The 12,867-nt window shown below is 41.1% G+C and carries 13 protein-coding genes; 5 read left to right on the forward strand and 8 right to left on the reverse strand.

Translation table 11 applies throughout. The features are described from left to right. Window positions 1-310: 310 nt before the first annotated feature. Window positions 311-886 (forward strand): C40 family peptidase, encoded by a 576-nt coding sequence (locus tag M8998_RS08580; RefSeq protein ID WP_249992158.1) that lies wholly within the window; start codon window positions 311-313, stop codon window positions 884-886. A 112-nt stretch (window positions 887-998) separates the two neighbouring features. After that, the gene (locus M8998_RS08585; protein ID WP_249992159.1) at window positions 999-1,517 is read left to right on the forward strand and encodes a phosphoribosyltransferase family protein; all 519 of its coding nucleotides are present in this window, start codon (window positions 999-1,001) and stop codon (window positions 1,515-1,517) included. A gap of 6 nt (window positions 1,518-1,523) precedes the next feature. On the opposite strand, the gene M8998_RS08590 is transcribed toward M8998_RS08585, so the two are convergent. From M8998_RS08590 to M8998_RS08625, 8 genes are all read right to left on the reverse strand, one after another. Further along, window positions 1,524-2,966, reverse strand: a complete 1,443-nt coding sequence (locus M8998_RS08590) for a lytic transglycosylase domain-containing protein (RefSeq protein WP_249992160.1) — start codon at window positions 2,964-2,966, stop codon at window positions 1,524-1,526. 136 nt (window positions 2,967-3,102) lie between these two features. Next, entirely contained in the window at window positions 3,103-3,327 is a 225-nt protein-coding gene (locus M8998_RS08595) for a twin-arginine translocase TatA/TatE family subunit (RefSeq protein WP_249992161.1), read from the reverse strand. 100 nt (window positions 3,328-3,427) lie between these two features. Next, a complete protein-coding gene (locus M8998_RS08600) occupies window positions 3,428-4,693 on the reverse strand; it encodes a murein hydrolase activator EnvC family protein (RefSeq protein WP_249992162.1) in 1,266 nt (421 codons plus the stop codon). Window positions 4,694-4,827: 134 nt separating this feature from the next. Beyond that, entirely contained in the window at window positions 4,828-5,589 is a 762-nt protein-coding gene (gene lolB1, locus M8998_RS08605; protein WP_249992163.1) for a lipoprotein insertase outer membrane protein LolB1, read from the reverse strand. Next, entirely contained in the window at window positions 5,567-7,234 is a 1,668-nt protein-coding gene (locus M8998_RS08610) for a tetratricopeptide repeat protein (protein ID WP_249992164.1), read from the reverse strand. The genes lolB1 and M8998_RS08610 overlap by 23 nt, the downstream gene beginning before the upstream one ends. A gap of 278 nt (window positions 7,235-7,512) precedes the next feature. Then, window positions 7,513-7,734: a DUF6814 family protein gene (locus tag M8998_RS08615; RefSeq protein WP_249992165.1), complete on the reverse strand. Its 222-nt coding sequence runs from the start codon at window positions 7,732-7,734 to the stop codon at window positions 7,513-7,515. A 40-nt stretch (window positions 7,735-7,774) separates the two neighbouring features. Next, window positions 7,775-9,319: an MFS transporter gene (locus M8998_RS08620; RefSeq protein ID WP_249992166.1), complete on the reverse strand. Its 1,545-nt coding sequence runs from the start codon at window positions 9,317-9,319 to the stop codon at window positions 7,775-7,777. A gap of 59 nt (window positions 9,320-9,378) precedes the next feature. After that, window positions 9,379-10,758 carry a hypothetical protein gene (locus tag M8998_RS08625; protein ID WP_249992167.1) on the reverse strand — a complete coding sequence of 460 codons (1,380 nt, stop codon included), beginning with the start codon at window positions 10,756-10,758 and terminating at the stop codon, window positions 9,379-9,381. Between the two features lie 326 nt (window positions 10,759-11,084). Here M8998_RS08625 and rplM point away from each other — a divergent pair, with 326 nt between their 5' ends. Genes rplM through rpsB form a run of 3 tightly spaced genes read left to right on the forward strand, consistent with a single transcriptional unit; the run spans window position 11,085 to window position 12,757 of the window. After that, a complete protein-coding gene (gene rplM / locus M8998_RS08630; RefSeq protein ID WP_249992168.1) occupies window positions 11,085-11,528 on the forward strand; it encodes a 50S ribosomal protein L13 in 444 nt (147 codons plus the stop codon). 11 nt (window positions 11,529-11,539) lie between these two features. Then, window positions 11,540-11,926 (forward strand): 30S ribosomal protein S9, encoded by a 387-nt coding sequence (gene rpsI, locus M8998_RS08635; RefSeq protein ID WP_116774197.1) that lies wholly within the window; start codon window positions 11,540-11,542, stop codon window positions 11,924-11,926. A gap of 18 nt (window positions 11,927-11,944) precedes the next feature. Next, complete coding sequence (gene rpsB / locus M8998_RS08640; protein WP_249992169.1) at window positions 11,945-12,757, forward strand: 30S ribosomal protein S2; 813 nt, start codon at window positions 11,945-11,947, stop codon at window positions 12,755-12,757. The last annotated feature ends 110 nt before the right edge of the window (window positions 12,758-12,867 follow it).

The following is a 12,867-nucleotide window of genomic DNA, read 5'->3' on the forward strand; positions in this document are numbered from 1 at the left end:
GGTGGTGGTAATTGTAATAATTGTGATCGATGATTGCATGTCAAATAAAATTCTTACAACAAATAAAGGATATTATTTTAAATAATCCAAACATATAACGTAAAAATAAACAATTACTTAACACACTGGCTCTAACTAATTCTTTTTAGCATGGATTCGGGATAACTACCTGTTTGCAAGAATTATCATAGAAATGAAATAATTTCCCTTGGAACTCGCGTATCTATACATTACATTTGTGATAAATACATAGAGAGTTAGGGGATTTACACCTGGCAATCCATTTATGCATCAGCGAAAACGCGATTTAATGAAAACAAAGAAACTAGTAGCAGTAATGCTTTTCATAGGCTTATGTCTAGTGTCGCAGGCACAAACCAATCAAACAAAATCCTCTGACCCCGATAATCTGGCGAAAGAGTACTTTTCACAAATTATGGGCGTCGCTGTAAATGCTACTACCAACACCAAGCTTTATCAATTCGTATACGAATGGATCGGCACGCCTTATCGATTAGGCGGTGACTCCAAACGTGGTATCGATTGTTCTAAGTTTTCGTTAGCGGTGTATGAAAACGTATTCAATACGACCATCGGTTATAATAGTCGCAATCAGTATGCCAATGTGACGACGGTACAAAAAAATGACTTGCAACCAGGTGATTTAGTATTCTTCAAGATTCGCAGTAAAAGCATTACACATGTAGGTGTTTACTTAGGAGATGATCAATTTGCTCACGCCTCATCTAGTAAAGGTGTGATGGTAAGCAACCTTGGAGAAGCATATTGGCGTCGTTATTACTTCAGTGGCGGACGCCCTAAAGTAGATCAAGATCGCGTGATGATGGCTAACATGGGTAGCGAAGAAGAAGACAACTTAAACTAAACTACTCTCCCTCGGAGTTTTTTTAAAATATGTTAAGTCTGAATGTACATCACATTCAGACTTTTTTATTTGAAAGATTTGCTATTTTTATAGCTTCAATACCATATACACTATGTCGGCAACGAAGACCCTAATTTTAAACAAAGAACAGATTCACCAAAAATCTAAGCGTATCGCTTATCAGATCATTGAAGATAATTTTGATGAAACGGATATTGTACTTGTTGGAATTGCCGATAGAGGATATATTTTTGCGCAGCGTCTACAGAAGCTACTGATTGAGATTGCACCTCAAATAAACATTCAGCTAATGCGGGTGGAGATTAATAAGCTTAAACGCCAGCTGGACGCGAGTACAGATCAAGATATTACGATCGCACAAGATAAGGTGATCATATTGGTGGATGATGTCCTAAATAGTGGCCGAACATTAGCCTACGGCTTAGGTTTATTCTTAAATATCCCATTGAAAAAGATGCGCACGGCCGTATTAATAGACCGCAGCCATCATTCATTCCCAATCTTTAGCGATTATTATGGCGTAAAGCTTTCGACCATTCTGAAAGAACACGTGGAGGTAAAATTTGAGGAGCATGATGGGGTGACGGCTGATGCCGCTTACCTATCGTAACATCGATTATATACTACCTGTAGTCTGTGAAACTTTGATTTTCTGACCAATCGACAGGTGATTGCTTTTAATGTTATTATCTGCTTTCAAACGCGTAATAGATGCGCCTTTATAACGTGACGCAATACCCGTTAAAGTATCTCCTTTCTTCACCGTATGCACCACATAAGCAGTTTGCTTCACCGGCGCAACAGTTGCTTTTGCTTTGCCGACATTCGATGCCAATCGCGTATCGACGCGCTGAGCTTCTTCTTTTTCAATCCACAGCGTCTTTCCCGCAGTCACACTCTTGGACAAAAGATCATTCCACGCGAGTAATTCTGAAACGGATACATCGTGTTTTCTTGCAATGGTGGCGAGTGTTTCTCCAGCTTTAACCGTATAATGTACCCCGGCTAATTTTTTTTCGATAGGTGGTGCTACTTGCTGATGCAATGCTGCATAAAGTAGGGAATCATTCATATTGCCCTGAATAGGTACAATAAGTCTCTTTGGATATTCTAGCGAGCCATTTATTTGCTTTCTCTTGAATGCTGGATTGTAGGCCTCCATGACTTCCATAGAACAGTCTACTGCTTGTGCCACTTGATTTAGGTCGACATACCTATCTACCATCATTATGCGGTAAGGAGACTGTAGATCTGTTGCCTGTGCAGATAACTGATGCGCTTCTGCATATTTTAAAGCATAAGACATGGCAATATATTTGGGAATGTAATTGCGCGTCTCTTGTGGTAAATAGGGCGACAACTCCCAGAAGGTAGGCGTCGTCATTCCAGATCGTTGTATAGCGCGACGTACACAGCCGCGACCGCAATTGTATGATGCCAGTGCCAATAGCCAATCATTGAATTCGTCATGGGCATCACTTAGATACTTAGAGACAGCATAGGTGGATAGATATACATCTTTTCGCTCGTCTATATAGCTATCCATAGCGAGATTGTATCCCTTAGCCGTGCCATAGATAAACTGCCATGGCCCCAGCGCTCCAGAAGTAGATAAGGTGTGCGGATTCAGTGATGACTCTACGACAGATAAGTATTTGATTTCATCAGGCACTTGAGTTTCTTCAAAGATCTGTTCGTAGATAGGAAAATAATACTGGCTCAAGCCAAGCAGTTTTTCCATATATGGCTTATAGTTTCTCGAGATGTACTTATCCAAATAAGCTTTAACTAGATGGTTGTACTCTAATGGAATTGTCTTCTGCATGCGCTGAATACGCTGTCCGATCAATACATCATCGTATGAAAATTCGACTTGATTCCCTGGTATACCTTTGATGGAATCGAGATGGATAACAACCGATTCTCTCTCCTGTTCGAGCTGCTTTTGTATGGATTGCTGCATCGGCTTTCGCAATACATTTCTTGTTCTTTTTTGCGCCGTAGTCGTTTGGAAGACCATCGCCAATACCAATAGTAGTAGACTTATCTTATTGTCCATCGTGAATCAATATGATGAATTTCAATCGGTGAAGCGACATAATCATATATGCTAACACCGTATATAAAAAAACCAGAAAGTTCTGCTAGCGATTTGCTAGCAGAACTTTCTGGTCGTTATCTATCGAAGGATCCGATTATCTTGGATCGTTGATCGAGTCATTTCTTCTTGGTTGACCTGGATTAGGATCAGTATCCTCAGCAGTAGGCTCGTCACGCTGCCCCTCTTTAAATTCCTTTACTCCTCTACCCAAACCCCGCATCAACTCAGGAATTTTCTTACCTCCAAATAGAAGTAGAATGATGACGACAATAATAATGATTTCCTGCGTTCCTATAAACGCTAACTGTGCTGTATACATAATATCTGTTCCTAAATACCCATAACACTATTCCCAAATGTAGTCACTATCAGGGAATAATACTAATATTTCAATTAATTTGTTACTCGAGGTCAATTTTCTACCGTGCCAACCATCCGGAAGGATCCTGTGGATTCTGCCCTTGGTACACTCCAAAGTTTAATACTGGGAATCCGCGATCGGGATCATCATCTACCGTACCAATCGTCTGTCCGCGTGAGATTTTCTCTCCTCGACGCACAGAAAGCGATTTCAAGTTAGAGTATGTGGTAAAGAATTCTCCATGCCGGATTACTACGAGTCCTGGCAGTGCTTGTGCCACTTCTCCGTCGAAGACTGCTCGTACAGATGCATTAGACCCTGTACGAATGCCGACATCCAAATCATCTACCGTTACCCCGCGCTCTACCGTTTTCCGACCAAAAGCGCTGATGATATTACCCTGCCCTACTGGCCAAGGAAGGCGACCACGATTAGATTTAAAGTCAGCAGAAAGACGGGTAGCCTCTGGCGTGCTGTTCAACACATTTGACCCTGTTTTTGCTTCGATTTTTTTCTCTGCCTCTACCACCGTGGTTCCTGATCGCTTCGCTTCTTCTTCTGCCAGCTTGCGGCGGCGCTCTTCTTCCAAACGTTTTGCAGCGGCTACTTCCCGTGCAATGGCATTACGTATCGCGGCATCCAGTCGTTTTTTCTCCTGCTGCTTACCTGTTAATTGACTTTGGAAGCCGCGTTCCTCACGCACCAGTTTACTTAATTCTTGCTGGTGATTGGATCTATCTTTAGAAATCACATCGCGCTCGGCACGTTGCTCCTTCAACAGCTTCGCTTGTGTTTCTTTATCCCGCTCTAATTGTGCAAGCTTCAGCTGAATTTGCTTTTGCGTTTCTTCAATCTCAGCAGCCTTTATTTTTCGGGCATCATTGAATTGCTGGAGGTATTTCACACGCTTAAAACCTTGGTTGAAATCTCTGGAAGCAAAGATAAACATCATCTTATTATAAGCATTCTTATTACGGAATGCGAACAGCACCATCTTCTCATAATCACGACGCATCTTTTCTAACTCTGCTTCCAGGGCAGCAACATCGCGTGTATTTTTAGATATTTGGTTACTGATAAGTTGCAGCTCCTTATTGATTGTTCCAATTTTATCTTCCCGCAAGTTCAACTGTTTACTCAAAGCAGATACTTCATTTTGTGAAAGTAACTTCTCCTGCAATTTGGCACGCAATCCCTTCTGCAAAGCGGCAATTTCAGCATCTATTCTTTCTCTTTGCTTCTTCAGCTCAGCACTACTCTGCCCGAAAGACATGACTACTGCGAAACAGACGAAAGCGATACTGAAGATTATTTTTTTGATCATAAGAGTTTACCGGAACTAGCTATCCAATCATTTGTAAAGAGGCAAAATTAAGGATATTAATCAGTTAAGCTGACAAAGCGTCCCTTCTTTTTTTGACATTTTACGAAATTTAACACAACGCATCTGTAGGCTGTTTAGAAAGGCATTTCTACCTTTTCATTGAACATCAGCCTATTGTATTGCAAATCTGCTTTCACTTGCAATCCGTCTCCCTGCACGTTGAGGATAAAACGCTGAGGGAAAATATGTCCTTCAAAAGATGCGTACTGGTCGTAAGCTGCATCCAGCAATTGACCTAACTGTTTGTCTTCAATTTTTGTAGCATAAGGTCGATTCTGAGGATTCATCCCGTATTGAAACATCAGATTATCTTTAACACCGACAACCACCACATCATCTCCACTACTGGCGACCTGTACTTGTGACGAACGCAAAAGCTCGGCAGAAAGATTGCCTACCAGAATGTCTTGCAGCGATTTAAATGTAAGACTAGGATTGATGTAATTATATATATAAGAAAATGGACGGGCGATCAGTTCCTTTTTAGGATACTTGGTTTGTATCTTGATACTATCGGGTGTAATCAATACACGCGCCACCTCAATGTTCAACAATGCTGTAACAGAAATCCAAATCGCCTTATCCCGTTGTATCCGGATATGAGCCGTTGCATCGTGGGTGCTTTTATCCATCGTCACTTTTGCTTTTGCCCTACCAGAAAATGTAAAATAATCGAGATTACTCATCTCGAAAGTCTTGATCGAATTATCGGCCGAGATCTCCGTAGCTGGCGCTTGCCCACCTTTAACTGTCTTACGGCGTGATGAACACGAGGATGCGACCAAGGCTACAGCCAATAGCGCGCAAAGGTATTTACTCAATAAACTTTTTCTCACGAATCTTTTCTTTTAATTTATCTACATCTACAGACTTGTCGCCATTGACTAGGTTTAATGCTTTTTGCCACTGTGTTATTGCATTCTTAGTTTTACCTTGTTTAGATAAGATATCACCGTAATGCTCCAGCATCACAGCAGAAGGTTTTTCACCTCTCATGGCTTTCTCCATCCAAGTTTGTGCCTGTTGATATTCTCCCTGCTGAAATAGTACCCATGCATAGGTATCCATAAAGGTAGTGGATGCAGGATCTAGCTCCGTTGCCTGGCGAGCATATTCTGCAGCTTGATCCAAATTTTGTTTTCGAAGCGACCAGTAATATGCTAGATTATTTAATGCCGATGAATTGGTACTATCTAGCGATATTGCCTCTTGATAGGCCGCATCGGAAACTTTTACCATATTTAACGAGTGATACAAATCTCCCAAAGAACCATAGATCATTGACTTGACATAATCGTTTTCGTTCTCGCTATTATCCAGCGCTGCCTCCAAGTACTCACGTGCTTCCGTCGTATCGTTGTTAAGAAAGTAAGCTACACCCGTGAAGTAAAAAAGGATGGCATTGTCTGGAAAATGAATCAAAGCTTCCTGCCCGTGTAAAATACTCTCACTGAGTTGATTCGCAGCCAACTCTACATTAATCAATTTTCTCCAGGTATCCGCCTGTCGTGGGTTTATGCCCAGCGAAGTAAGGTATAAGGATTTGGCTTCCGCCAGATTTTGTCCTTGCCAGAGGATATCTGCTTTGAAATTATAATTCTCCGCAATACGTGGGTATTTCAGTACTAATAGGTTTGCCAGATCTTGTTTTTGCGGCAAACTAAGCATATCTGGACTGGCAGCAATTTGCGCCATAACCCGATGTTTCTCAGGATATGGAATACTTTCAGAACGAAATGCTTGCTGTAACGCCATATAGGCACGCTCAGGCTTCTTCTGATTATTGTAAACATCCGCAAGATCAAAATACAAATAGTCATTTTTAGTAGATGCTAAACCATCCTCTATTACTTGTACTGCTTGCTTTGGCTGTCCTAGGTTATTATGTAAAAAACCCAATGTGCCATAAACCTCACGAATAGGCGAACGCTGTCGATACCATTTCTCCAGTAAAGTACGCGCTTCTTTGAGCTTGCCCATATCAATCAATACCTCTGCCTTTACTACATCGAGCGTATCAGAATCGCCAATCGTCTGTATGGCCTCATCATATACAGCCAATGCCTGCTCCGACTGATTGGAAGCATGTAACATCAAGATCTTTTCACGAAGAATCACAGGATTATTAGGATAATATTGTAAAAGCTCGTTCAGTGTACGTACAATAGATTCTCCATCTCCCATAGATTTATACAAACCTAAGAGGTGATTATTATAGGTGAGATCTTTAGGTTTTAAGCGTATCGCCTCTTTGGCCAGTGGCAGACTGGTCTCCAAATCTCCCAATTGCGCATACAATAACGATTTTGCATAATAGGCTTCTGAGTAATCTGGATATTCTTTAATAAGGTTATCCAAAAATTCAGCACCCTCATTCACCTGCCCACTTTGCAGTAATTGTTGAAATTCGATTAACTTCTGTTGATAAGCAGTATCTGGAGACACTTGCTGCGCTCCCAACCGGGTGAATAAGGAAAACACGAACAGGAACGATAACAGAAGAATTCTCTGAAAAGAATTTGAAAACATATTTGAATAAACTAATGATGTGGGAATCTTGCTAATTAAAACATCTTAAAGATAGTTTAAACAAAAGTAAAATAATAATGTTCTAAAAAACGGACTGTTTTTTGGTTTAGCAAAAAATTAACAAATAGCCTAAAAATACGTGTTTAACAATGCACTGGATTCGCATAGGCACGTTATCCTTAAGAAGAAAATTGGGTGCAACACCGCGATTGGTGCTGCACCCGATTCACTCACTCTTCCTGGGTGTACTCTCCAATCAGTGCGTAATAGCCGAATACCCCCAGACCAATTACAATTAACGGCAGAAGCACAAATAGAATGATAATCCCGAATACGAGACCATCCTGCGTACCAGACACGAATTTTGGCCAGCCAAAACTAACCAAGAAGTAGCCCATACCTAGTGCCAGAAGAATCCAAACTATACCTAAAATTCTCTTTATCGTATTCATATCAATTTCTTAAAATTCAACAATTAATAATAGCATTTGGCTAATCCGTATACCGCGTAGTCATCTTTTTGGTGATATAAATAACACCGATTACAAAACAAATGGTTGCAATTATGATCGGATACCAAAGCCCTTCTAGATAAAAATCACTCTTGCCTTCGCTCTGCGCATTAGAAACAAAATAAGTAGATATAGCCGGCAATAACCCACCAAAGATGCCATTACCAATATGGTATGGTAGCGACATGGATGTATAACGGATACGTACCGGAAAAAGCTCGACCAAGAAGGCCGCAATAGGGCCATATACCATCGTCACAAATAGCACTTGTATAAACACTAGAAAAGTCAATCGCCATTTGTCCGCAGTATTCACTTCGATAGATTTAGACTGTGCAATTTGTGTTTTGCCGCTGACTATTTTCGCTACACCGTGTTCCAGGTGTAGGGTTTCAATTTCTTTGACCTGAGTTCCATCCTCAAAATACCGAATCGTAGTGAACACCGAATCCTGAACAGCCCCCAGCTGCTTGAGTGTGGCTGTTTCCGTTCGGCGTTCCACCATTTCCACTTTATGCTCGAGATTCGTAGTTTGATACATCTTTTCATAAATGGTACGATACGATAAAATAGCGATAAGCATGCCTGACATCATCACCGCCTTTCGGCCAATCTTGTCACTTAACCACCCAAAGAATATGAAAAAAGGCGTACCGCCCAACAGCGCAAGTACCAAAATGGTAATTACCTGCTCCGGATTAACCGACATAACACGCTCTAAGAAGCTCATCGCATAAAACTGTCCGGTATACCAGATCACGCCCTGACCCATAGCCGCACCAAACAATGCCAACAGTACAAACTTTAGGTTATAACGATTTCCGAAACTTTCTTTGAGCGGATTGGATGATGTTTTGCCTTCGGATTTTGCTTTGGCGAACGCTGGAGATTCACTCATGTTTTTACGAATCAAATACGACACATACACCATCAGAATCGACACCCAAAAAGGGATACGCCACCCCCACAAATCAAACTGCTCTGGTGTAAGCATCGTTCTGGTAAATAAAATCACTAAAAGTGAGATAAATAAACCGACGGTAGCAGTTGTTTGAATCCAGGATGTCCAAAATCCCCTTTGTCCTTTGGGCGCATGCTCTGCCACATATGTAGCGGCACCACCATACTCTCCTCCTAAAGCCAAGCCTTGTAAAAGCCTCATAATAAGCACTACAACAGGAGCCGCATATCCGATCGTTTCGAAACTAGGCACACAACCGATTACAAAGGTTGCTCCTCCCATCAATAATAAAGTGACCATAAAAGTGTACTTTCTACCGATGATATCACCTAACCGTCCGAAAAATAAAGCTCCAAAGGGGCGAACAACAAAGCCCGCAGCAAAGGTGGCTAAGGTGGAGAGAAATGCGGCGGTAGGGTTATCTGATGGAAAAAATTTGGTAGAAAGAACTACGGCCAGACTCCCGAATATATAAAAATCATACCATTCGATTAAAGTACCCATAGAAGAAGCCGTGATAACGCTCCATATTCCACTAGGCTTTTGCGGATTGCTGGTGTTCATAAAATTTAGTTTTTGGTTATTATAAAGTTATTAAATCTTTATGGTGTATTCCGCGAATTTTATAGATAAATATGCAATTGAAGAATAAATTCGCCACGTGAACCATCTCTATCTCCTACACCATGATATACGGGACGTGTTGAATATTGACCAGTAACCTTTGCATGTTGACCATCTAAAAACAAGTTTGCACCTATGTCGAACTGCGAACTGGGCGACTGTAGCTTTTCAAAATCTTTGTAGGTGTAAGCAGCAAATGGCTGCCATCGGGTTTTAGGCTTTTCTCTACTTGTTGGCAAAAGATAACCTGCCTGCGTGTACCATATGTTACCTGTACCAATGACTGCTTGCGCATTACCAGGGCCGGCGAGTGCACGTGGTCCGGAATAGTTTTCATCATTTACTGCCAAATTCATAATACCTATATTACGCAGATAATTTGGCCCCATATTATAATTATAAAATACCGAGTAAGCAGTTAGGGCAGCTCTACGATGAGGGGTTCCAACTGGCAAATCTAGGTAAGCATCCGCCGAATACAAACTCATGTCGTGTCGTCGAATATTCCCTCCTACTGCACTACGCGTCGCTTTCGGAGAATTAAAAAACCCAACTCCCACATTAAACATTTTCTTAGTACCTAAATAAGATCCGACTTTGAATGGCAGTAGATTGGATTCGTTGTCAAAAAACTGGTACTCTACATAGCCCGCAGTAGATAAACGGCTATTTCCATTATTATCTACTGCAATGGCTTGATCAGCGTTTACAACATCAACCGGGGTCAAATTTGTTGCAAAAGGTTTATTAACACTAAATCGATATTCCAACTGTCCATACTTACCTTTGGCAAAAAGTCCCATCTGTCGAGCAAACTGATCGGAATTCTCGATCAGAGGCCAATTGAAAATCGGCGCATCGATAGTTAGGATATTTAGCGTGGATGTCATCGTGAGTCGGGACAAGCCCATAAAGTAATGTAAACCACCACCTACAGAGAGGCTGAATTTCTTATCTTTATCGGGTAATACCACGGCGTATTCATTCCAAGCATCATGGAAAAATAAGCCTGGCTTCTTACCAGCACCGTTTGCTCCGGTACCTTGCGAACCAGCAGCACCGCCGTTTACGAAAGTCTGATTATTGATTCCTACGTGAGTAAAAATCATATAGCGTGGCGATATCTGTGCGTATATTAACATACGCAACCGGCGATTGCCAATATCCATACTATGATCTGCCTCTTCGCCGTTGATCATGGAGCCGGGATTATTCTGGGTGGATCTAGCCCAGATTTGATTCCAAATGACAAAACGCATAAACTTCGTTCCGTCATCGTTTAGGTTGTATTTAAATCCGGATTCATACTCTGAGGATCCTTGTCCAAAACTGATTTGGCATGCAAAGACCACAAATAAAGCACTAATAATAAACTTCATATTTTATAGCTTTGGTTACTTTTACCTAGTTAGACGCGAGGTGTAATCTATATCACTCGCAATTAATACGGCATATAATTAGCATAGCCTACATCAACGACTTATGTAAGCTAGGATTAATAAATTAAACCAATATAATAATACGGATTCAATATTTCATATCGTTCATTGAATTAATTGTTGTAAATAGTTTGTTATATTATCTCTAAATGTCGAAATGAAAAATTCATTATATGGTATGATAAATATTACTTACCTTTGCAGACCTTATTGTAGAGAGTACAAAAAGGACAGGTTTATTAATTAATTTATAAAAACAAAAGCAAGTGAATACGTTAAGTTACAAAACTGTCTCTGCTAACAAAAACACCGTAAACAAGGAATGGATCGTTGTTGACGCTGAAGGAGAGATTTTGGGGCGCTTGGCAAGCCAGATTGCGAAAGTAATCCGTGGTAAACACAAGCCTACATTCACCCCACACGTAGACTGTGGCGATAATGTAATCGTTATCAACGCAGACAAAATTAAGTTGACAGGAAACAAATTGGGCGACAAAGTATATGTTCGCTACACAGGCTACCCAGGTGGTCAGCGTTTTGTTTCTCCAAAAGAATTAATGGCTAAGCACCCAGAGCGCATCATTGAGAAAGCGGTACGTGGTATGTTGCCTAAAAACCGTTTGGGCCGTGAGCTATTTAGAAACCTTTTTGTTTATGCTGGTTCTGAGCACAAACATGAGGCACAAAATCCAAAAACTGTTAAATTTTAAGGAGATTCATTATGTCAACAACTAATACTTCAGGCAGAAGAAAAACGGCTGTTGCCCGCATCTACTTAGCTGCTGGTAGCGGTAACATTACCGTGAATGGTAAAGACTACACGGTATATTTTCCGACATTGCCATTGCAATACATTGCTACTCAATCTTTGAATGTAGCAGAATCATTGGCCAACTTTGATGTTAAAGTAAACGTACAAGGTGGAGGCGTTAAAGGACAAGCAGAGGCTGTGCGTCTGGCAATTGCTAAAGCATTGGTAGAGTTAGACCCGGAAGTAAAACCGGCTTTACGTGCTAAAGGTTTAATGACACGTGACGACCGTATGGTTGAGCGTAAGAAACCAGGACGTCGCAAAGCTCGTAGAAGATTCCAATTCAGTAAACGTTAATCAAAGGAGGATCACAAAATGGCAAGAACAACATATCAAGATTTATTGGATGCAGGTGTGCACTTTGGTCACCTTACCCGTAAATGGGATCCGAAAATGTCTAAGTACATTTTCATGGAGCGTAATGGCATCCACATCATTGACTTGAACAAAACACTTACGAAATTGGAAGAAGCTGCTTCAGCTATCAAACAAATCGTAAAATCAGGTCGTAAAGTACTATTCGTAGCGACTAAAAAACAGGCTAAAGAAATCATCGCACAACAAGCGAAAGATGTTAGTATGCCTTTCGTTACAGAGCGTTGGCTAGGTGGTATGCTTACCAACTTCGCAACAGTACGTAAGTCTATCAAGAAGATGGGTAACATCGACAAGATGCAAAAAGACGGTACTTACGACGTACTATCTAAAAAAGAGAAATTAATGATTCAGCGCGAGCGTATCAAGTTAGAAAACCTTCTAGGAGGTATTGCTGACCTAAATCGTTTGCCTGCGGCATTATTCATCGTAGATGTTAAGAAAGAGCACATTGCAGTTGCAGAAGCAATGAAATTGAACATTCCTACTTTTGCGATGGTAGATACCAACTCTGACCCTACTAACATTGATTTCCCAATCCCTGCGAATGATGATGCGACTAAGTCGATCAACCTAATTGCAGAAGTAATTGGTAAAGCAATCCAAGAAGGTCTTGATGAGCGTAAACGCGATAAAGAAGACGAGGCTGAAAAAGAAGCAGCAGCTTCTAAAGCGGCAATCGACAACGGCGCAGAAGTTGCTGAAGAAGCAACTGCCGGAAAACGCACTCGTAAAGCAAAAGACGTAGAATAATATTCTACCGACTAAAGCCGGACAGACAAGTGCTCGTTTCTGGAAGCTTCTGCTTCTTTAAACTAGCTTGCCTCTCCGGTTTTTACTTATTTATTGTTAGGCTAACAATC

The sequence above is a fragment of the Sphingobacterium sp. lm-10 genome, assembly GCF_023554555.1.
In the GTDB taxonomy this organism is placed as follows: Bacteria; Bacteroidota; Bacteroidia; order Sphingobacteriales; family Sphingobacteriaceae; genus Sphingobacterium.